The sequence below is a fragment of the Streptomyces sp. NPDC053673 genome, assembly GCF_055585225.1.
Window position 1 is genome coordinate 439,154 of record NZ_JBVJKN010000002.1, and the last position, 20,921, is coordinate 460,074.

The 20,921-nt window shown below is 70.7% G+C and carries 17 protein-coding genes, 1 tRNA gene and 1 pseudogene; 12 read left to right on the forward strand and 7 right to left on the reverse strand.

The genetic code is table 11. The features are described from left to right. The first annotated feature begins 136 nt into the window (after positions 1–136). The 6 genes and pseudogenes from sepX to ACZ6ZQ_RS05270 all read left to right on the forward strand — a co-directional run bounded on the left by sepX (position 137) and on the right by ACZ6ZQ_RS05270 (position 4,471). Positions 137–1,207, forward strand: a complete 1,071-nt coding sequence (gene sepX, locus ACZ6ZQ_RS05245) for a divisome protein SepX/GlpR (protein ID WP_469767189.1) — start codon at positions 137–139, stop codon at positions 1,205–1,207. 109 nt (positions 1,208–1,316) lie between these two features. Continuing rightward, positions 1,317–1,390 (forward strand) — tRNA-Ala (locus tag ACZ6ZQ_RS05250). Positions 1,391–1,919: 529 nt separating this feature from the next. Then, a pseudogene (locus ACZ6ZQ_RS05255) lies at positions 1,920–2,755 on the forward strand (xanthine dehydrogenase family protein molybdopterin-binding subunit); the annotation flags it as partial. A gap of 135 nt (positions 2,756–2,890) precedes the next feature. Next, positions 2,891–3,394 (forward strand): nucleoside deaminase, encoded by a 504-nt coding sequence (locus ACZ6ZQ_RS05260; protein ID WP_469767190.1) that lies wholly within the window; start codon positions 2,891–2,893, stop codon positions 3,392–3,394. A 13-nt stretch (positions 3,395–3,407) separates the two neighbouring features. Next, positions 3,408–3,878 (forward strand): SRPBCC family protein, encoded by a 471-nt coding sequence (locus ACZ6ZQ_RS05265; protein WP_469767191.1) that lies wholly within the window; start codon positions 3,408–3,410, stop codon positions 3,876–3,878. Between the two features lie 422 nt (positions 3,879–4,300). Then, the gene (locus ACZ6ZQ_RS05270) at positions 4,301–4,471 is read left to right on the forward strand and encodes a hypothetical protein (RefSeq protein ID WP_469767192.1); all 171 of its coding nucleotides are present in this window, start codon (positions 4,301–4,303) and stop codon (positions 4,469–4,471) included. Positions 4,472–4,487: 16 nt separating this feature from the next. On the opposite strand, the gene ACZ6ZQ_RS05275 is transcribed toward ACZ6ZQ_RS05270, so the two are convergent. From ACZ6ZQ_RS05275 to ACZ6ZQ_RS05295, 5 genes are all read right to left on the reverse strand, one after another. Further along, positions 4,488–6,545, reverse strand: coding sequence for a phosphocholine-specific phospholipase C (locus ACZ6ZQ_RS05275; protein WP_469767193.1), 2,058 nt, complete (start codon positions 6,543–6,545; stop codon positions 4,488–4,490). Between the two features lie 314 nt (positions 6,546–6,859). Further along, positions 6,860–7,825, reverse strand: coding sequence for a 2-hydroxyacid dehydrogenase (locus tag ACZ6ZQ_RS05280; protein WP_469767194.1), 966 nt, complete (start codon positions 7,823–7,825; stop codon positions 6,860–6,862). Then, positions 7,822–8,991, reverse strand: coding sequence for a lactate 2-monooxygenase (locus tag ACZ6ZQ_RS05285; protein ID WP_469767195.1), 1,170 nt, complete (start codon positions 8,989–8,991; stop codon positions 7,822–7,824). Before ACZ6ZQ_RS05285 ends, ACZ6ZQ_RS05280 begins: the two co-directional genes overlap by 4 nt. Before the next feature lie 140 nt (positions 8,992–9,131). Beyond that, a complete protein-coding gene (locus ACZ6ZQ_RS05290) occupies positions 9,132–10,082 on the reverse strand; it encodes a trypsin-like serine peptidase (protein WP_469767196.1) in 951 nt (316 codons plus the stop codon). 131 nt (positions 10,083–10,213) lie between these two features. Next, positions 10,214–10,693, reverse strand: coding sequence for a GNAT family N-acetyltransferase (locus ACZ6ZQ_RS05295; RefSeq protein WP_469767197.1), 480 nt, complete (start codon positions 10,691–10,693; stop codon positions 10,214–10,216). 51 nt (positions 10,694–10,744) lie between these two features. Between ACZ6ZQ_RS05295 and ACZ6ZQ_RS05300 the strand changes: the two genes are divergently transcribed. Together ACZ6ZQ_RS05300 and ACZ6ZQ_RS05305 are read left to right on the forward strand one after the other, a co-directional pair. Further along, the gene (locus ACZ6ZQ_RS05300; protein ID WP_469767198.1) at positions 10,745–11,554 is read left to right on the forward strand and encodes an exodeoxyribonuclease III; all 810 of its coding nucleotides are present in this window, start codon (positions 10,745–10,747) and stop codon (positions 11,552–11,554) included. A gap of 177 nt (positions 11,555–11,731) precedes the next feature. Beyond that, the gene (locus tag ACZ6ZQ_RS05305) at positions 11,732–12,733 is read left to right on the forward strand and encodes a DUF6528 family protein (RefSeq protein ID WP_469767199.1); all 1,002 of its coding nucleotides are present in this window, start codon (positions 11,732–11,734) and stop codon (positions 12,731–12,733) included. 31 nt (positions 12,734–12,764) lie between these two features. On the opposite strand, the gene ACZ6ZQ_RS05310 is transcribed toward ACZ6ZQ_RS05305, so the two are convergent. Beyond that, positions 12,765–13,490 carry a MerR family transcriptional regulator gene (locus ACZ6ZQ_RS05310; RefSeq protein ID WP_469767324.1) on the reverse strand — a complete coding sequence of 242 codons (726 nt, stop codon included), beginning with the start codon at positions 13,488–13,490 and terminating at the stop codon, positions 12,765–12,767. A 198-nt stretch (positions 13,491–13,688) separates the two neighbouring features. Here ACZ6ZQ_RS05310 and ACZ6ZQ_RS05315 point away from each other — a divergent pair, with 198 nt between their 5' ends. The 4 genes from ACZ6ZQ_RS05315 to ACZ6ZQ_RS05330 all read left to right on the forward strand — a co-directional run bounded on the left by ACZ6ZQ_RS05315 (position 13,689) and on the right by ACZ6ZQ_RS05330 (position 17,437). Further along, positions 13,689–15,284, forward strand: a complete 1,596-nt coding sequence (locus tag ACZ6ZQ_RS05315; protein WP_469767200.1) for a flavin-containing monooxygenase — start codon at positions 13,689–13,691, stop codon at positions 15,282–15,284. Further along, on the forward strand, positions 15,281–16,231 hold the full coding sequence (locus tag ACZ6ZQ_RS05320; RefSeq protein ID WP_469767201.1) for an alpha/beta fold hydrolase: 951 nt from the start codon (positions 15,281–15,283) through the stop codon (positions 16,229–16,231). The genes ACZ6ZQ_RS05315 and ACZ6ZQ_RS05320 overlap by 4 nt, the downstream gene beginning before the upstream one ends. After that, a complete protein-coding gene (locus tag ACZ6ZQ_RS05325) occupies positions 16,228–17,118 on the forward strand; it encodes an SDR family oxidoreductase (RefSeq protein WP_469767202.1) in 891 nt (296 codons plus the stop codon). Before ACZ6ZQ_RS05320 ends, ACZ6ZQ_RS05325 begins: the two co-directional genes overlap by 4 nt. A gap of 97 nt (positions 17,119–17,215) precedes the next feature. Further along, the gene (locus ACZ6ZQ_RS05330) at positions 17,216–17,437 is read left to right on the forward strand and encodes a hypothetical protein (RefSeq protein WP_469767325.1); all 222 of its coding nucleotides are present in this window, start codon (positions 17,216–17,218) and stop codon (positions 17,435–17,437) included. A gap of 98 nt (positions 17,438–17,535) precedes the next feature. Here the strand turns inward: ACZ6ZQ_RS05330 and ACZ6ZQ_RS05335 are convergent, their stop codons facing one another. Further along, a complete protein-coding gene (locus ACZ6ZQ_RS05335; protein WP_469767203.1) occupies positions 17,536–20,820 on the reverse strand; it encodes a S41 family peptidase in 3,285 nt (1,094 codons plus the stop codon). Between the last annotated feature and the right edge of the window lie 101 nt (positions 20,821–20,921).

Genomic DNA, 20,921 nt, shown 5'->3' on the forward strand with positions numbered 1-20,921 from the left:
TGTTCGAATTCGGTCGGCGCTCGATCACGCAGTGATCTGAAGAATCACAAAAAAAGTCAGTGATATCAGCCAGATCGTGCGACACACCGGGCCAATTGGCCGATGCCCTCGTGCGAACCCCTCTACGGTGTGAAGCGTGAGCAGCAGCGGCCTCATCTACGCAGTCATCGTCGGGGCCTGGGCCGCCTACTTGGTGCCGATGTGGCTCCGCAGGCAGGACGAGCTCAACGAAGCCCGTCCGACGGAACGCTTCAGCACCGCCATCCGGCTGCTGTCCGGACGGGCGGGAATGGAGCGCCGGTACGCCAAGGAGCTGCGGGAGCGCACCGCGGAGGACGAGGCGCCCGCCGACGCCGACCCGGATGCCGAGACGGACCGATTCAGTTCCGTCGACGTCCGGGAGTTCGCCGCGCCTCCGGCGCGTACCGAGGCCCGGCTCGAGGTGCCGGCCGCGGTGCCGGCGCGCAAGGAGCTTGCCCCGCGGCCCAACGGCTCTGCGGCCGCCGCGCGCGCTCGGCGCTCGAAGGTCCTCGCCCGCCGTCGGCGCACCACCGTGATCCTCTTCCTCGCCTTCACCCTCGGCGCGATCGTCGCCGCGGTCGGCGGGCTCGGCTTCCTCTGGGCGCCCGGCGTCCCGGCGGTCCTGCTCAGCGCGTACATCGTGCATCTGCGTGCGAAGGAGCGGCGCCGCTTCATGTACGTCATGGACCGGCGTCGAGCGGAGGCCGCGGCGCAGCGTCTGCGGGAGAACCGCCCGCGCCGCCAGCCGGACGCCGCCGCGGAACCGGCCGAGGAGCCCCAGGACCGCCCCGAGCCGGAACCCTCCCCCAGACTTCGTCCGGGGGGACCCCCACCCGCGGTCTCCCCGCAGGAGGCCGGCCGCCGCGCCCTCGTCGAGCAGACCGACCACGCGGAGTGGGTCGACCAGCAGCGCGACCCCGGCCCCGGCCGCGGCGACAGCTGGGACCCGGTCCCGGTCCCGCTCCCCACGTACGTCACCGCCCCGGTCGCCCCCCGCGCCACCAGCGGCATCGATGTCACGGACCCGGAGACCTGGAGCTCGGCCCGCTCCTCCACTGCCGAACCCACCCCGCCCGCCCCGCCGCGCCAGCGGACCACCCCACCCCGCCGCTCCCGTGACCACGGCCGCACCCCGCTCTTCGACCAGTACGCGGACGAGGACCGGCCCCGCGCGGCCAACGAGTGAGGCCCTCGGCGCGAGCGGCGCCGGGCCTGCGGAACACCGGCGCGGCTGACCAGCGAGGAACGGATTTCCAAGCACCCCGATCGGGATGCTAAGGTTTCACTCGTTGCAAGGGCCTGTGGCGCAGACTGGTAGCGCACCTCGTTCGCATCGAGGGGGTCAGGGGTTCAAATCCCCTCAGGTCCACAACACGACTGTTCTTGAGTCAGCTCAAGAATGGTGCCGAGATCCCGTCTGATCGAAAGATCGGGCGGGATCTTCGTCGTTTCAGGGATCGTCCGATGCCTGTTTTGGCCCGCCGTGCCGGTACCAGTGGTCCATCGGGGTCACCGAGGTCTTCCTCGGCGGGGCTGGGTCCGCGAACCGTTCCGCCAGGTCCTCCAGCCAGCCACACCATTCCTGAAGGGCCTCAACAACCAGCGGGGCAGTCGCATCCGGGGGCCGACACCTCCGCCGGCCTGATGACGAACTACCGCTGAAGCAATGGGGTTGACCAAAGCCGAAGGTCTGACCGGCGGTAGTAGAAGTCTACGAAGTGCCTGCGGGCGCTTTCATGTCTTTTACTCCTGGCTGACTCCACTCAGTTGGCTGTGTACTCCTCACACAAGTTGCAAAGGGGCAAGGCAAGTTGCAGCCATGCCGTTCGATCCTCCTGGCATCTCGCCGTACGAAGGAGAAAGCCTTGACTGAGACGTTATCCGGTCGGCACGTTGAGGTCGCCGAGCTGCTGGAACGGCTCGAACGGATCCCGCTGCCGCCGGAGAACCGGACCATGTCGCTGGACGTCCGGGACATGCCGGGCGGCGTCTCCAACATCACGCATGGCGAAGGCATGGTGCGGGGCGTCGGCTACAGCGTGATCATCAAGAACGTTTCCTACGCGGAAGGCGTCGACGACTACTCCACGGCGCGGGTGCGGTTGCAGGCCATCGGCGGCGAACCGGTCGCGTCGGTGCACACGGCGGCAGCCGAGGTCGGGCAGGGCCTGAGCACCGTGCAGCAGCAGATCGCCCGCAGCGAACTCGGTGTGGAACGGGTGAACATCCACCCGGCCGACACCAACGTCGGCGACGCAGGGTCGAGTTCGGCCTCCCGGCAGACCTACATCACCGGCGGTGCCGTCAGGAACGCGTGTGAAGCCGTCCGTGAGGTGGTCCTCGACCGGGTCGCCCAGTCAAGGTCGTGCAGCTGGACTGGGCCCAGGACGTCGGCAAGGCGATCAACCCGGACGCCGTCGTCGGGCAGATCCACGGTGGTTCCACATAGGGGCTCGGCCTCGCCGTGATGGAGGAGATCCAGGTCAAGGACGGCATGATCCGCAACCCGTCGTTCACCGACTACCTGATCCCGACCATTCTGGACACGCCTCCGATGACGGTGGATGTGATCGAGAGGGCTGACCCGAACTCGCCCTACGGGGTGCGTGGTGTCGGCGAACCTCCCACCATTTCCGCCACTCCGGCGGTCGTGAACGCCATCCGCAATGCGACGGGGCTGAACCTGACCCACACCCCTGTCAAGCCGGAGCACATTTGCGGCGTCCAGCCGTGACGATCTCCCGCAGGTGCCGTCGGCAGTGCTGATCTGAAGGCGGCACCCGCGGGCCCCACGTGTTGCCCCGGGTGCGGTGTCCCGCACGGGCAGAGCATCCGGGCAGTCCCCACCCGTCCCCGAAAAGGAGTAACCATGACCGCGCACACCCAAGAAACGAGCGTCCAGGAACTCGAGCGCGCCTGGCTGAACGAGGCGATCAGGCTGGCCACCAACAGCGTGGCGAACGGCGGCGGTCCGTTCGGCGCGCTGGTCGCCAAGGCCGGCGAGGTGGTCGCGATCGGCAACAACCAGGTCACCGCGAACCTGGACCCGACGGCGCACGCCGAGGTGAGCGCGATGCGTGCCGCTTGCAAGCAGCTGGACAACTTCTCGCTCGAGGGCTGCGTCCTGGTCACGTCGTGCGAGCCGTGTCCGATGTGCCTTTCCTCCGCACTGTGGGCGCGAGTCGACCGGATCGTCTTCGCCGCCGATCGGCACGATGCCGCGGTGGCCGGCTTCGACGACCGCAAGTTCTACGACCTCTTCGAGAAGAAGCCCGCGTCGATGTGGCCGATGGAGGTCGAGCATCTGGACCTGCCGAACCGTACGGCGCCGTTCGACGCGTGGCTGGCCAATTCCGACCGCGTCGACTACTGAGAAGGGAGTTCTCGTGGACATCAAGCGGAAGCACACGATGCACCACTCGACGATCCTCGACGCCGGTCCGGACACCGTCTGGGCCGAGGTCCGCGATCCCATGAAGCTGGTGAAGATCGTGTCCGGGCCTGCGGTGAAGGACGTGAGCTGGACCGAAGGCGGCGCGGTCGAACGAGTGCCGTCGCGGTACGACTTCACGCTGGTGTTCAACGAAGGCCTCGTCCAGCAGGAGGTCGCCGGACGCAACGAGGTGGAGCGGGCCTCCACCTACCGAGCCGTCGCGCCGACGATGGGCATCGACGCCTATGCCGCCACTATTCGCGTCCGGCCGGTGACCAACGATCCGGCCCGCAGCTTCTTCGAGCGGTCACGGGAGTTAACGGTCGCCGACGGGGCCGATCCCGAAGTCGTCGACGCGGTCATAGCCATGATGGAGAAGCAGACCGACTCGGTGCGGGACCATTTCGCGTCGCCGAAGGAATAGGCGGCTGGAGAGCGAGGCGATGGACGCGGGGCGTGAGCGGGAACCGTCGCGGTCTACGGCGGAGTTCGATGCCGATGCCGATGCCGATGCCGATGCCGATGCCGATGCCGATGCCGGAGCCGGAGCCGGGTCAGGGGTCGGCCGGCCGAAGGCTGCTCCGGCCGTCTCCGGCCGGCCGACAGGGGCACGCCGACGACGCTCGTGCTGCTGCGGCATGGTGAGACACCGCTGACGCCGGAGAAGCGGTTCTCCGGCAGCGGTAGCTCGGATCCGTCGCTGTCGGAGGCCGGGGCGGGGAGCTCTCGCGGGGTTCGCGGCCGTGGCTTCCCGCGCTCCGTGTGGGGCATCCCGCGCTTCGCGCAGCCGGAAGGGGCACTGGCCGGGGCGGTGCGGGAGGCCGACACGGTCGGGCTGGACGGGCCGTGGAGTTCTTTGCGAGCGAGGGGTTCACGGGCCGTCACCCGAAGAAGCGCCGGTTCGGCGCCACGGCGCGGGAGCTGTTGCTCCGGCACGCGCGCACGCGCCGCCCCGAGCACCTCGCGGTGCTGGAGCGGCGCGTGCTGCGGGCGGCCGAGGACCGGATCAGCCGGTGAGGGCCTGCCGTGCGGGTCAGTTGGTGAGGATGCCCGGGTCGGACAGGCCCGCGGCGCCGGTCTCGACGTGGCCCGCGAAGCGGCGGAGGAAGTCGGCCGAAGCGGCGGAGGTGACCGTCACGTCGTACCAGTTCCGGCAGGACTGCAGGTCGACCGAGTGCGTGACGGTCGTGCCCTTGCGGACCGTGATGGTCTGGGGGGTGCCGCCGTAGGCGTTGGTGACGGTGAGCCGGGCGTCGCCGGTGGCGGCGTTGGTGAAGGTCAGGTCGAGGTTGCCGGTGGTCGCGTTGTGGCGGGCGGTGACCTCGGGTCCGGCGGTCTTGCCGGGGTTGCGGAAGCGGCGCAGGAAGCCGTTCGGGCCGTGGACGGTCAGGTCCGTGACACCCTTCGAGTACTTTGTGTTCCAGCTGTCCGAGATCGACTTGCCCGCCTCGGTCGTGTACGTCCAGGGCGCGTCGCTGCGGTTCGCCGAGGTGACGTAGAACTGGGCGCCGGCAGCCTGCCCGCCGCTGAAGGTGAGCTGGTACTTGGCGGTGCCGATGTCCGCGGAACCGTCCACGTACGGCGCGTACTTGAGCGGACGGGTGGGCTTGCTGCCCGGCTCCTGGCGGGGCATCGTGCCGACGGCCGGGGCAGGGGCCAGGAAGTCGGGGTGGCGCTCGCGGTCCGGCGGGTAGTACCCGGCGGTCGGCGGCAGTTCGGCCGGCGTCGTCTGCGTACGCGCGAAGTCGAAGGCGGAGGTCAGGTCGCCGCAGACGGCGCGCCGCCAGGGCGATATCTGGGGCTCCTGCACCCCGAAGCGGCGCTCCATGAAGCGGACGATCGAGGTGTGGTCGAAGGTCTCGGAGCAGGTGTAGCCGCCGGTGCTCCAGGGGGAGACGACGAGCATGGGCACACGGGGGCCGAGGCCGTACGGTCCGGCGACATAGCCCGCCTTGCCCGGGAACCAGTCCAGCGTCGTCGGGGTCGTGGACAGGCCCCGGTCGGGCCCGGACGGCACGTACGGCGGCACGATGTGGTCGAAGAAGCCGTCGTTCTCGTCGTAGGTGATGAAGAGGGCGGTACGGGCCCACACGTCGGGGTTCGACGTCAGGGCGTCCAGCACCTGCGCGATGTACCAGGCGCCGTAGTTGGACGGCCAGTTGGAGTGCTCGGAGAAGGCCTCGGGGGCGGCGATCCAGGAGATCTTGGGCAGACGGCCCGCCTGGACGTCGGCGCGGAGCACGTCGAAGAAGCCGTCGCCGTTCTTGGCGTCGGTGCCGGTGCGGGCCTTGTCGTACAGCGGGTTGCCGGGCTGGGCGCCCCGGTACTTGTTGAAGTACAGCAGGGAGTTGTCGCCGTAGTTGCCGCGGTAGGCGTCGTTGATCCAGCCCCAGGATCCGGCGGCGTCGAGGCCGTCGCCGATGTCCTGGTAGATCTTCCAGGAGATTCCGGCCGCTTCGAGGCGCTCGGGATAGGTGGTCCAGTCGTACCCGGCCTCGGCGTTGTTGAGGACCGGGCCGCCGCCCGTGCCGTCGTTGCCGGTGTGGCCCGTCCACATGTAGTAGCGGTTCGGGTCGGTGGAGCCGATGAAGGAGCAGTGGTACGCGTCGCAGACGGTGAAGGAGTCGGCGAGAGCGTAGTGGAAGGGGATGTCCTCACGGGTCAGGTACGCCATGGTGGTGGCGGTCTTCGCGGGCACCCACTGGTCGTACTTGCCCTGGTTGAAGGCCTTCTGGCCGCCTGCCCAGTCGTGGTTGAGGCCCTGGAGGAACTCCATGCCGAGGTCGTCGCTCGGGGGCCGGAACGGCAGGGTCACCTTCTTGCCGTCCGCCTGGTTCCAGACGGACTCGCCGCTGGGCAGGGTGACCGGGCGGGGGTCGCCGAAGCCGCGTACGCCCTTCATCGCACCGAAGTAGTGGTCGAAGGAACGGTTCTCCTGCATGAGGACGACGATGTGCTCGACGTCCTGGATGGTGCCGGTGCTGCCCTGGGCGGGAATGGCGGCAGCCCGGGCGATGCTGTCGGACAGCATGGTGAGCGCGGTCGCGCCACCGGCCAGTTGGAGGAAACGGCGGCGGTTGAGTTCTGCCATGACGAGTCGACCTCTGCGGGTGAGGGGGCTGGCGGGGGGCGTCCAAGCACAACGTGTATGGACAACTTCCCGGCGGACGCTTCATGACTGCCCGCCGTACAACCGGGGAACGCGTCGGGTCGGCCGCCTTTCGCCGCCCCCGGGTGCCGGCCGGCGGGCACCTGGCCGGGCGGCGCAACACCAGCTCCTGGTCCTCGGCTTGGCGCCGATCGGACCGGTGCGAGGTCGTGCGAAGTGACATACGGAGGGGCCACCCGGCTGGGGACGACGGTCCCGCCCGGTCCGACGGACCGGGCGGGACCCCTTCGTTCCGGCTACGTGACGACGTCGCGCGGCGGCTTGCCGTCCAGGTGGTCGATGACGTTCTGGACGGCCGCGAGGGCGATGCGGACCAGGGTTTCGCGGGTGACGCCGGCGACGTGGGGGGAGAGGACCACGTTCGGGGCCTTGAGGAGGCGGAGGGCGGCGGTCGGGGGCTCGGGGTCGAAGACGTCGATGCCCGCTCCCGCCAGGGTGCCGGAGGCCAGTGCGTCGGCCAGGGCGTCCTGGTCGATGAGCGCTCCGCGGGCCGTGTTGATGACGAAGGCCGTGGGCTTGAGGAGGGCGAGCCGTCCGGCGTCCAGGAGGTGGCGGGTCTCGTCGGTCAGGGGGGCGTGGAGGGTGACGTAGTCGGAGGCGCGCAGGAGGTCGTCGAGAGGGACGTGGCGGGCGCCGCCGAGCCGGGCCTCGGTCTCCGGCGGGACGCGGCGCCGGCCGGCGTAGAGGATGTGCATGTCGAACGCGACGGCGCGGCGGGCGACCTCCTCGCCGATGCTGCCCAGGCCGACGATGCCGAGGGTCTTGCCGGACAGCTCGGTGAGGGACTGCTGGAGGCGCGGGAGGGCCCAGTCGGCGTCGACGAGTGCGGTGTGGGCGGGGATCAGCTGCTTGGCGAGGGCGAGCATGAGGGCGAAGGTCTGCTCGGCGACGCATCGCTTCTCCGCGCCGCTGGAGCCGATGTTGCAGACGGGGACGGAGCGGGCGCGGGCGGCGTCCAGGTCGACGTAGTCGTAGCCGTGGCTCGCACACTGGACCATCTCCAGGGCGGGCGCGGCGGCGATGTGGCCGGCGGTCACCGGCCCGAGGCCGGTGATGATGACGTGCGCCTCGCGCAGGGCGGCCGGGTCCTCGTCCGTCGCCTCGACGACCGTGACGTGGGCGCCGGGGAACAGACCGGCGAGGGCGGCCCCGGCCGTACGGCCCCCGACGTGGGGGGAGATGACCGCCAGGATGTTCTTCATGCGCGTTCCTTGATGAGGTCGTCGGCGGTGAGTGAACCCGGGCCCGCGTGACCCGAGAGCGCGAGCGTGAGGTCGAACTCGGCGAGCAGACAACGGATGACGTGGTCGACGCCCGCCTGTCCGTCGAGGCCGAGGCCGTACGCGTACGGGCGGCCCAGGAGCACCGCCCGGGCGCCGAGCGCCAGGGCCTTGAAGACATCGTCGCCGGTGCGTACGCCGCTGTCGAAGAGGACGGTGAGCCGGTCGCCCGCCGCCTCGACGACGCGCGGCAGGGCATCGGCCGCGGCGACGGAGCCGGCGACCTGGCGGCCGCCGTGGTTCGACACGACGACGCCGTCCATGCCTGCGTCGGCGGCCCGGCGGGCGTCGTCCGGGTGCAGGATGCCCTTGAGGACGATCGGCCCGTCCCAGTGCTCGCGCAGGAAGGCCAGGTCGGGCCAGGTCTTGGCGGGGTCGGCGAACATCCCGACGAAGTGCATCACGGCCGCGTTCGGATCCTCGTGCACGGGCTTGGCGAGCCCCGCCCGGAAGGCCGGGTCGCTGAAGTAGTTGGCCGTGCCGACCCCGTGCAGGAACGGCAGATAGGCCTGGTCGAGATCGCGGGGCCGCCAGGCCAGCAGCGGGGTGTCGAGGGTGACGATCAGCGCCGTGAAGCCGGCCGCCTTCGCTCTCGCGAGGAAGCTGGCCGTCACGTCGCGGTCCTTCGCCCAGTACAGCTGGAACCATCTCTCCGCGTCGCCCATCGCCTCCGCGACCTGCTCCATCGGCGTGCTGGACGCCGAGGACAGGATGTACGGGACGCCGCGGGCCGCGGCCGCGCGCGCGGCGGCGCACTCCGCGTCCGGATGCATGATCGACAGCACGCCGATGGGCGCGAGGGCGAGCGGCGCCGGGAGCGGGCGCCCGAGCACGTCCACGGACAGATCACGTTCGTGCACGTCACGCAGCATGCGCGGCACGATCCGCCACTGGTCGAGCGCGGCCCGGTTGGCGCGCGTCGTGCTGCCGTTGCCCGCGCTGCCCGCCACATAGCCGACCGGGCCCGGGCCGAGCCGGTGCTCGGCCAGCTCCTCCAGCCGGGTCAGATCGGTGGGCAGCCGGGGCACGGCGCCCGTCATACCGTTCAGATAGATCTCGTACTGGAAGTCCGCCCAGTGCGTCGCCATCCGTACGTTCCGCCTCTCGTCCCTGAGACTGCGCTGCTGTACGAGCCGATCATGGCGATGGTCGGCACTTCCGTCCATGGTCGTGCGGTGGCCGGCAGGGCCAGGGAGGTCGTCCCCGCCGGCCACCCTGTCGCATTGCCTCAGGACACCTGAGCCCTGTCGTACAGCGCCTTCGCCTCATCGCCGAAGTACGGTCCGAACATCCGGTTCGGCAGGAAGACGTAGCCGAAGCTGTTCACCGAGACCTGCAGGCCGGTGCCGGTCGCCTCGCTGAAGCCGGTGAACCAGGGGCCTCCGCTGGAGCCGCCCGTCATGTTGCAGCCCAGGCTGTGGTCCTGCGTGAACAGCCAGTCCTTGGAGCTGTTCCCGCTGCAGTAGATCAGCTTGGTGCCGTCGTACGGGGACGCGGCCGGGAAGCCGAAGGCGTACATCTGCTTGTTGTAGCCGCCGTTGAACTGGATGCCCTGCCCGCCGGTGACCGACGTCAGCTTCTGGCCGTTCAGCGGGGCGACGACCGCCGCGCCGATGTCGTTGTTGATGTCCTCGCTCGCCTCCCACTGCGGGGTGGTGAGCGTCTTGGACGCGGTCCACTGGCCGTACGGGGCCTGGCCGTTGTTGTACGCGGGCACGAAGACCCAGTTGGTGTGCCAGCTGCCCTGGTACTTGACGCAGTGCCCGGCCGTGATGACTGTGCTGGCGTTCTGGCTGGTCACGGCGTTGCCGGAGCAGGACGCCGTGCGGCCCTGGAAGGTGAAGAACACCCGGCCCGACGTCTTCACGACCGCGCCGGCGCCGGTCCAGGGGCCGCCCGCCTGCGGGAAGGCGGTGGGCGCGACGGTCGTGGTCTCGGCGGCGGGCTTCGGGGCCCTGAGGGTCTTCGCCGCGCTCGGGGTCAGCAGCAGATCGAGCGGGGTGGCCCCGCGCATCCGCTCGGCGGTCCAGAAGGCGCGGGCCTGGTGCTGTTCCGCGGCCGACGCGGTGCGAGCGGGGACCGGGGTGGCGGCGTTGGCCGCGCCGGCGGCGGACAGTCCGCCCGTGAGCAGTGCGCCGACGGCTAACAGAATGCCCACGGCTGTGCGATGGCGTCTCACGCATGTCTCCTTCTGCCGTGCCCGGGCCGGGGTGGCGCCGGGCAGGGTGGGGGATGAGGACGGTGCGGATCGGCGTGCGTGAGGCAGCGTGCCACGAAGGCGCGGGTTCTGTCAGGGGCGCGTCAAGGGTTTCATGCGAGCGGCTTGGCGAAGCAGCGGCTGTTCTCGTAGTCCCGGTAGTGGCCGAACTTGGCGCACTGCGCGTAGCCGCTGGACATGTACAGCGCGATCGCCTCGGGCTGGGCGGTGCCGGTCTCCAGCACCATCCGGCTCCGGCCGGCCGCGCGCGCGTCCTCTTCCAGCGCCGCGAGGATGCGCCGGGCGAGACCGAGCCCCCGGGCCTCGGGGACGACGAACATCCGCTTGAGCTCGGCGTCGCCGTCCGCGTATCCCTCCTCGTTCTCGTCCTGCGAGCGCCAGCCGCCGGTTGCGACCGGGCGGCCCAGCGGGTCGTACGCGAGCAGGTACAGTCCGCGGGGCGGGACGAACATCGAGGCGTCGAGCGGTGTCGCGTCGCCCTCGTCGCCGTAGCGCGCGACGTATTCGAGCTGCACCTGGTCGTTGAGCTTGACGGCGTCGGGGTGGTCGAAAAGAGTCGGCCGGATATCCATACGAAGCATCGTACATCTATGCGTATGGTGTCTCTCGGATATTGTGCCGGGATGCTCACTGTGACCACCGTCAACGTCAACGGTCTGCGCGCCGCCGCGAAGAAGGGCTTCGTGGAGTGGCTGGCGGAGACCTCGGCCGATGTCCTGTGCCTGCAGGAGGTACGGGCCGAGGCGCACCAGCTCCCGGAAGAGGTGCGGGACCCCGAGGGCTGGCATGTGGTCCACGTCCCCGCCGCCGCCAAGGGGCGCGCGGGCGTCTCCGTCTACTCGCGGCGCGAGCCGGACGCGGTACGGACCGGCTTCGGCAGCGAGGAGTTCGACGGGAGCGGCCGGTACGTCGAGATCGACCTGCCCGGCGTCACGGTGGCCAGCCTCTACCTCCCCTCGGGCGAGGTGGGCACCGAGCGGCAGGACGAGAAGACGCGCTTCATGGACGAGTTCCTGCCGTATCTCAAGGGGCTGAAGGAGCGGGCGGCCGCCGACGGCCGCGACGTCCTGGTCTGCGGCGACTGGAACATCGCCCATCAGGAGGCCGACCTCAGGAACTGGAAGGGCAACAAGAAGAACTCCGGCTTTCTCCCGGAGGAGCGCGAGTGGCTCGGCCGCGTCTACGCCGACGGCGGGACCGGGGCCGGGTACGTCGACGTCGTACGCGCGATGCATCCCGACCAGGAGGGGCCGTACTCCTGGTGGTCGTACCGTGGCCGGGCCTTCGACAACGACACGGGCTGGCGCATCGACCTGCTCGTCGCGACGCCCCGCCTCGCCGGGAAGTGCGTGAAGGCGTATGTGGAGCGGGCGGCGAGCCACGGCGAGCGGTGGAGCGACCATGCACCGGTGACCGCGGTCTTCGAGGTGTAGCGGCCCACTGCCCGCCGTCTGCTGACCGTGGTCCGCTGCGCGCCGTTCGCCGCGGGCGGTCGCGCTCGCCGTCCGCTGACCGACCGTCCGCAGACCGACCGGTCGCAGTCCGGCGGCTGTCAGGTTGGCTGTTTCGGTACGTGACCTGCCCGGCGGTGTCCGGCAGGCTCAGGGGCCGTGCGAATTCGTCGAGTTCTTCGCGTACGTACGCTCAGGGCCGCGCTCGTCGGAGGGCTGACGCTCTGCCTTCTGGCCGTGGCGCCCGCCCCGCCGCCGGGCGGCAGAGCCCCGGACCTCCTCGTCACCGACCAGGCGTCCAAGCGCGTCCTGCTGCTCGACGGGGCGCGCGGGACCTGGGATCCACAGGCTGATCCGTCCGTCGTCAAGTGGGCGTTCTCGCCGCTCGGGGATCCCCGGTACGCCGACATGGAGCCGGCCAAGAGCTGGGTGTACCCGGACGAGGCGAAGGTGCGCGTCTTCCGGGGGCGGACCTACGTACTCACCACGGCGTCGTTCGGCTTCGCCGCGGTCGTCGAGTATCCGTCCGGCAGGCGCTACTGGGGCGACACGCTCTCGCCCGGCACCATCGAGCACAATCCGCACAGCATCGAGCTGCTGCCCGACGGCAATGTGGCCGTCGCCGGCAGCACCGGTGACGTGGTCAGGCTCTACGCGGCCTCGCAGGGCCCGGTCGGTGTGCCGTTCGCCTCATACACGCTGGACGACGCGCACGGGCTGCAGTGGGACGCGCGGCGCAAGGTGCTGTGGGCACTCGGCGGGGACCGGCTGGTGGCGCTGAAGCCGGGCGGCACGGCCGCGGAGCCGACGCTCACCAAGAGCTTCGAGGTGCCGCTGCCCGGCCCGCACGGGCACGATCTGCTGCAGGTCGCGGGGCGGCCCGACCGGCTCTGGGTGACCACCGGCTCGGCCGTCCACCAGTACTCCAAGAGCCGAAGGGCGTTCGTGCAGGACTTCGCGGGCGCCGCGAAGATCAGCCGAGCGGATGTGAAGGCGGTCGGGAACGACCCTGTGACCGGGCAGGTCGCGTCCACCGTGCCCGAGGGCGGGCTCGAAGAGACCTGGTGGACGCGGAACGTGACGGTCCACCGGCCGGACGGGACGTACCGGCTGGTCAACGGCGGTATCTACAAGGCGCGTTGGTGGCTGCCCGTCCCTTGATCCAGGGGCTTCGCCCCCGGACCCCCAGTCCTCAATCGCCGGACGGCTCCAAGGAGTGCCCGGTACCGTCCGGTGGGCCCGGGTGTCCGTCCTCAATCGCCGGACGGGCTGTTTGCGGCCTGGTCTGTGGCCTGCTCCAGGGTTCGCGCAGTCGCCGGTCCAGCGCCATCGACAGCTCCGCCTCCACCACGCTCTTGGCGAGGGGGCGGAGCCGGGTGACGTCCTCGTCCCCGGCGGCATGGGTGCGCAGCAGGTCGGTGAACAGGGTGGCCAGCGCGTCGGCGTGGGCCCGTACCTCGCGGCCCGCCGCCAGTACGGCCGCAAGCGGGACGCCTTCCTTCACCAGCGCGGACGAGACGTCCAGCAGCCGGCGGCTGATGTGGACGATCTCGTCGCCGTCGGTGGCCAGATAGCCGAGATCGAGCGCGGCCATGAGGTTCTCCGCGGTGACCTCGCCCTCGAAGTGGTCGGCGAGCTCCGCCGGTGTGAGGCGGACCGGCGTCTCCTCGGTCGGCTCGCCGAGGCCCAGCACCTCGCCGACGTCCCGGCCGCTCTCGATGGCGGTGGCGAGATCGGCGATGACGCTCAGGGTGTGGCCGCGCTCCAGGAGGGCCGCGATGGTGCGCAGCCGGGCCAGGTGCTGGTCGCTGTACCAGGCGATACGGCCTTCCTTGCGAGGTGGCGGAATCAGTCCGCGCTCGCGGTAGAAGCGCAGGGTGCGCACCGTGATGCCGGCCTCCTTGGCCAGCTCCTCCATGCGGTACTCGCGGGTTTCGCGAACCTTGCGCTGCTCGTCCGTCACGTCCGTCACGTCCGCAAGCCTATGTTGTACCGCCGGTAACTTGTTTGGTTCGGCATCTACCGCTCGGTATCGCGAAGCTCTACTCTCCCCATCATGCCAGTGATTGCTGGCACGGTTCGGCGGAGTCAGCAGGAGTCTGCGGGAGGCGGCGGCATGGGCCAGCACGAACACGTACGGGTGGCGGTGATCGGATCCGGATTCGGTGGCCTCGGTGCCGCGGTCCGGCTGCGCCGCGAAGGGATCACCGACTTCGTCGTCCTGGAGCGGGCGGACTCGGTCGGCGGGACCTGGCGGGACAACAGCTATCCCGGATGCGCCTGCGACGTACCGTCCCACCTCTACTCGTTCTCGTTCGCGCCCAACCCCGACTGGCCGCGCACCTTCTCCGGGCAGGAGCACATCCGCGCCTATCTGGAGCACGTCACCGACACCTTCCGGCTGCGCCCGCACATCCGCTTCGACCACGAAGTGACGATGATGCGCTGGGACGGCGACGAGCTGCGCTGGGAGATCGAGACCTCGGCCGGGACCCTGACGGCGGATGTCGTGGTGTCGGCCACCGGGCCGCTCTCCGACCCGAAGATCCCCGAGATTCCCGGGCTCGCCGACTTCCCCGGCAAGGTCTTCCACTCGGCCCGCTGGGACCACGACTACGACCTGCGCGGAAAGCGCGTCGCGATGATCGGGACCGGCGCGTCCGCGATCCAGATCGTGCCGGCGATCCAGCCGGAGGTCGGGAAGCTGACGCTGTTCCAGCGCACCCCGCCATGGGTGATGCCGCGTATGGACCGGCGGATCAGCGGAGTCGAGCGCTGGCTGCACCGACAGCTGCCGTTCACCGGGACCGCGCGCCGGGGGCTGCTCTGGGGCATCAGGGAGTTGCAGGTCAGCGCGTTCACCAAGCGGCCGAACGAGCTGGGTCTGATCGAGTCGCTCGCCAAGGCCAACATGGCCAAGGCCGTCAAGGACCCGGCGCTGCGGGCGAAGCTGACACCCTCGTACCGCATCGGCTGCAAGCGGATCCTGCTGTCCAGCGAGTACTACCCGGCGATCACCAGGCCCAATGTGGATGTCGTCGCGTCCGGACTGACGGAGGTACGCGGGTCGACGGTCGTCGCCGCTGGGGGTACCTCCCAGGACGGAGTCTCTGGGGGAGGCACGGAGGCGGAGGTCGACGCGATCATCTTCGGGACCGGCTTCCATGTCACCGACATGCCGATCGCCGAGCGGGTGGTCGGCGCCGACGGGAACACCCTCGCCGAGGCGTGGAAGGGCGGCATGGAGTCGTTGCGCGGTGCCACCGCCGCCGGATTCCCCAACTGGATGACGATCATCGGCCCCAACACCGGCCTCGGGAACAGCTCGATGATCCTGATGATCGAGTCCCAGCTGAACTACATGGCCGACTTCATGCGGCAGATCGGCGTCCTCGGAGGCCGGGTGGCGCTCGGCGCGCGGCCGTCCGCCGTCGGCGCGTGGAACCGGCGGGTGCAGGAACGCATGAAGCGCACGGTCTGGAACACGGGCGGCTGCACCAGCTGGTACCTGGACGCGAGCGGCCGCAACACCACCATCTGGCCGGGGACGACAGGGGAGTTCCGGCGCGAGACGCGGGAGGTGGACCTCGCGGAGTACGAGGTGATCCGCCCGCCCCGTACCCGTGCGGCTGCGGCCGGGTCCGCCGGGTCCGCCGGGTCCGCCGGATCCACCGGGTCCGTCGCCGTGACCGTGGGGGAGGAGAGCGCGTGAGCCGCCTGATGAAGAGGACCGGCGCGGCCCCCGCCCCGCCCGTCGCCGAGCGCGAACTGACCGCCCTCTCCGCCGACGGCTCCCGCATCCATGTGGAGCTGCACGGCCCCGAGGGCGCGCCCGCCGTCGTCCTCGCCCACGGCTGGACCTGCTCCACCCACTTCTGGGCGGCGCAGATACGGGACCTGGCCGCCGGTCATCGCGTGATCGCGTACGACCAGCGCGGACACGGGCGTACCCCGGCCGTCGCGAAGGGCGGTCACAGCACCCGCGCCCTCGCCGACGATCTGGAGGCGGTGCTCGCCGCTTCGCTCGAACCCGGCACGAAGGCCGTGCTGGCCGGGCACTCCATGGGCGGGATGACGCTCATGGCGGCCGCCGGACGGCCGAAGTTCGAGGAGCACGCGGCCGCCGCGCTGCTGTGCAGCACCGGCAGCTCGAACCTCGTCGCCGAGTCGCTGGTGGTGCCGATGCGGCCGGGGCGTGCGCGCACGCGGATCACCCGTGCGATCCTCGGCTCGCGCGCCCCGCTCGGTCCGGTCACTCCGCTCTCCAAGCGGATCCTGAGGTACGGGACGATGGGGCCGGGCTCGGCTCCGGAGCGGATCGCCGAGTGCGCGCGCATCGTGCACGCCTGCCCGCGCCCGACCCGGGTGGCCTGGGCGCACGTCCTTGCCGAGCTCGATCTCGACGCGGGCGTGGGGAAGTTGACGGTACCCACGGCCGTCGTCGCGGGCACCGCCGACCGGCTCACCCCGATCGTCCACGCCCGTGGGCTCGCGGCCGCGCTGCCGGAATGCGCGGGCCTCGTCGAACTCGCCGGAATGGGGCACATGACCCCGGTGGAAGCCCCGGAGGCGGTCACCGCTCAGATCCGTACGCTGGTGGACGCTTATGTGAAGAAGGAGACAATCGTGAGCGACGCACGCAATGAGGGGGACGCATGAGCAAGGTCAGCCTCGAAGGACAGGTCGCCGTCGTCACGGGAGCGGCGCGCGGTGTCGGTGAGCTGCTGGCCCGCAAACTGTCCGCGCGCGGGGCCAAGATCGCGCTCGTGGGTCTGGAGCCGGACGAGCTGAAGGCGGTCGCCGGGCGGCTGCACACCGACTGCGACCACTGGCATGCCGATGTCACCGACCACGAGGCGATGGCGCGCGTCGCCCAGGAGGTCAAGGAGCGCTTCGGCAAGGTCGACGTCGTCGTCGCCAACGCGGGTGTGGCGTCCGGCGGTCCGTTCGTGGACTCCGACCCGGAGGCCTGGCGGCGGGTCGTCGAGGTCAATCTGATCGGCAGCGCGGTCACGTGCCGGGCGTTCCTGCCGGTACTGATGGAGAGCCGGGGCTACTTCCTGCAGATCGCCTCGCTCGCCGCGATCACCCCGGCTCCGATGATGACGGCGTACTGCGCGTCCAAGTCGGGCGTGGAGGCCTTCGCGCACAGTCTGCGGGCCGAGGTCGCGTACAAGGGTGTCAGGGTCGGGGTCGGCTATCTGTCCTGGACCGACACGGACATGGTGCGCGGCGCGGACCAGGACGAGGTGATGCGGGAACTGCGGCAGCGGCTGCCGTGGCCGTCGAACCGTACGTATCCGCTCGGGCCCGCCGTCGACCGGATCGTCGCCGGGATCGAGCGGCGCAAGGCGCATGTGTACGCGCAGTGGTGGCTGGGCGGGATGCAGTCGCTGCGTGGCTATCTGCCGGGTCTGATCGCGGCCGTCGGGCAGCGCGAGATGCGGCGCTTCGAGCCGCGGCTGGCCGGGGTCGGCAAGGGACTGGTGGGCGCCGGAGGCGCCGCTGACGAGCAGGAACGCGGCGGGCGTACGGAGCGTTATTGATCGAAATGCGAGCAATGTTGCTGCATGCCAGGCTGGTCGAGGCCCAGGGGGCCGGCAAGGCCCTCTCACCTCTCACACCCTTCTAGGAGTGAACCAGATGGGCATCCAGGACCAGTTCAAGGACAAGTCGGCGCAGCTCAAGGAGCAGGCGCGGCAGAAGCCGGGCAACGCCAAGGAAGAGGCGTCGCAGCGCTCCCAGAAGAAGCGCCCGCAGCAGCAGCGCCCGCAGCAGGAGCGCGGCCGGGAGCAGATGAACGACGAGGCGCGCCGGCTCCAGCAGGAGGCGCAGGACCGCTTCGACCAGGACTACGACGCCTGACGTCAGCGGTCGGCGAAGGGGCGCACCCTGTGCACGGGGTGCGCCCCTTCCGCCTTCTTTCCGTCCTGCGGGGGGCGCCTGTTGGTCCGCCTGCGGGGTCAGGTGCGCGGCGGCAGCTTCGGGCGGCGCAGGTCCGGTACGTCCGCGTACCCGGGAGGCGTTGCCGCGGGGTGCTGTTCGAGCCGGTCGAGGGCGACTTGGACCGCGGTCTCCAGATCGGTGCGCCTGCCCTCGGCCCAGTCGAGCGGGGGGCGTTCCGCGAAGATGTCGGGCGCCACCCCGTGGTTCTCCACCGACCAGCCGTACGCGTCGAACCACGCCGCGTTCATCGGCACGGTGATCACCGTGCCGTCCCCGAGGCGGTGCCGGCCGGTCATCCCGACCACCCCGCCCCAGGTGCGCTGACCCACCACGGGGCCGAGCCCCAGCAGCCGGAACGCCGCAGTGATCATGTCGCCGTCCGACGAGGTCGCCTCGTCCGCGAGCGCGACGACCGGTCCGCGCGGTGCGTTCGAGGTGTACGAGACGGGCTGGGCGTTGCGCGTCAGGTCCCAGCCCAGGATCGGGCGGATCAGCTTCTCGATGACCAGCTCGCTGATGTGGCCGCCCGCGTTGCCGCGTACGTCCACGATCAGCGCCGGCCGGGACATCTCCATCCGCAGGTCCCGGTTGAACTGTGCCCAGCCGGAACCGCCCATGTCCGGGATGTGGAGATAGCCGCACTTGCCGTCGCTGATCTCCCGTACGACGGCACGGCGTTTGGCGACCCAGTCCTGGTAGCGCAGCGGACGCTCGTCCACCAGCGGCACGATCGCGACCCGCCGTGCGTGGCCCTCGCCCTCGGCCAGCTGGAAGGTCAGCTCCACGGTCGTCCCGCCCGCCGCCGACAGCAGCGGATACGGCCCGGTCACCGGGTCGACGGGCCGCCCGTCGACATGGGTCAGCACGGCCCCCTCGCGGATCCCCGTACCGGCCAGCGGGGAGCGTGCCTTGGAGTCCGAGGAGTCACCGGGCAGGATCCGCTTGACGACCCAGCCCTCGTCCCGGCGTACGAAGTTGGTGCCGAGCAGGCCCATCGCCCGCTGGTAGTGCGGCGGTCCCTCGTTGCGGCGCGCGGGGGTGACGTAGGCGTGCGAGGTCCCCAGCTCGCCCAGCACCTCGCGGAGCAGATCGGCGAACTCGTCGGGCGAGGCGACGCGTTCGACCAGCGGGCGGTACAGGTCCAGCACCGAGTCCCAGTCGATGCCGCACATCTGCGGCTCCCAGAAGTACGCGCGGATGAGACGGCCCGCCTCGTCGAACGCACCACGCCACTCCGCCGCCGGATCCACCTCGTGCAGAATCCGGCGCAGATCGATGTAGACGGTCGAGTCGCTGTCGCCGGTCTCGGTCGCGGGCAGCGCGCGCAGCTCGCCGTCGTCCACGACCACCAGCCGCGAGCCGTCCCCGCTCACCGCGAACCAGTCGAGATGCTGGACGAGTTCGGTCTTGCGGGCCTTGGTGATGTCGAAGTGCTCCAGGGTCGGCCGGGGCGAAGGATCGGCCGGGTTCGCGAACGTCTCGCCCAGCGCGCCCGAGATGGGCCAGCGCAGCCAGACCAGACCGCCGCCGCTGACCGGATAGAGCGCGGAGTACTTGGACGCGGACACCGGGAACGGCGTGACCCGGTTCTCCAGGCCCTCCACCTCCACCGTGGCCGCGCCCTCCACGGTGTCGGCCTCCGCCGGATCGAGGCCTCCGGCCGCCGGCCGCCCGTCCGGCAGCAGCGCGAACGGCGACGGGGTCGCCGACGACAGCGGCACCAGATACGGCCGGCAGCCCAGCGGGAACGACAGGTCCCCGGTGTGCACGTCGTAGACCGGGTCGAAGCCGCGCCAGGACAGGAAGGCCAGATAGCGCCCGTCGCGGGTGAAGACCGGATTCTCGTCCTCGAAGCGGCCGTTGGTGACATCGACGACCGTACGGGGGCCGGAACCGTCTATCCGGGCCATCTTGATCTGCCGCAGGGAACGTCCGATGCCCGGATGCGACCAGGTCAGCCAGTCTCCGAGGGGGGAGAAGGCGAGATCGCGCACGGGCCCGTTGTCGGACCTGACCAGCTCGATGACCTCCGCGGCGGACTCCTCCGCGCCCTCGCCGACAGCCGTCTCTTCGGACAGGTCGATCAGCAGCAGCCGTCCGTCGTGCGAGGCGATCGCGAGCCGCTGCCCGGCCGGGTCCGCCTTGAGCTCCAGCACCCGTCCGAGCTCCCCGGAGGCCAGCCGGCGCGGTGCACCGGCACCGCTCGCCCGGGGCAGGTACGCGATCTCGATCGCGTCCTCGCCGTCCGCGTCCGTGACGTACGCGACCTGACCGCCGCTGCCGAGCATCTCCGGCAGCCGCACCCGCACGCCGGGGGTGTCGGCGATGGTCCGCGCCGGGCCGTCGCGGTGCGTGAGCCAGTACAGACTCCCGCGTACGGAGACGGCGCTGGCCCGGCCCGTCGTGTCGACGGAGAGGCCGTCGACGTGGTTGGCGGCCGGGACCTGGTAGCGACGCCGTCCGGCGCGCGGGCCGCCGAGCCGTACCTCCAGCTTCCGCGGCTCCGCGTCCGCCGCCAGGTCGTCGACGATCCACAGTTCGCCGGCGCACTGGTAGACGACCCGGCGGCCGTCGCTGGAGGCGTGCCGGGCGTAGAAGGCGTCGTGGTCGGTGTGGCGGCGCAGGTCCGCGCCGTCGGGCAGGCAGGAGTAGAGATTCCCGACGCCTTCGTGGTCGGAGAGGAACGCGATGCGGCCGCCCACGAACATGCAGCAGTCCAGATGGCCCCCGATGTCGGGCAGCAGCCGCTCCCCGAGCAGATACAGCCGCCCCATCGCCCCGCCCCGGTACCGCTTCCACGAGGCCGGCTCGTGCGGCGGCTTTCCGGTGAGCAGAAGGGTGCTGTGCTTGCCGCCGACATCGGCGACCGCGATGTCGGCGACGGGTCCCCACGGGAGGCGTTTGCCGGGGTCGCCGTCGGTGGGCACCTTGTAGGCCCAGGAGAAGTACGAGAACGGCTGGCCGTGCGAGGAGACGGCGAGGATGTTGCCGTCCGGGTCCCAGCCGCACACCCGGGTGTCGGTGGACCCCCAGTAGCTGAGCCGCCGTCCGGGGCCGCCGTCGACCGGCACCAGATGGATCTCGGGATCGAGGCTGCGCCAGGTCGTGTAGGCGATATGGCGTCCGTCGGGCGAGAAGCGGGGGTGGCCGACCCGGGTGCGGTCCACGGTCACCCGCCAGGCGCGGCCCGGTGCGTGGCCCTCGGGGACGAGGGGCGCGACCCACAGGTCGTCCTCGGCCGCGAAGCACAGCAAGTCGTCGTGCAGATGCGGAAAACGGAGGTACGCGAGGTCTTCACTCACCTTCCAATGCTTTCCGCGCCGGAGGGGTGCGGCAACTTGTGGGGCGACTTGTGGACGGGTTCTGTGGCCCAGGACACGTACGAAACGGTTTCGTTTCGCTG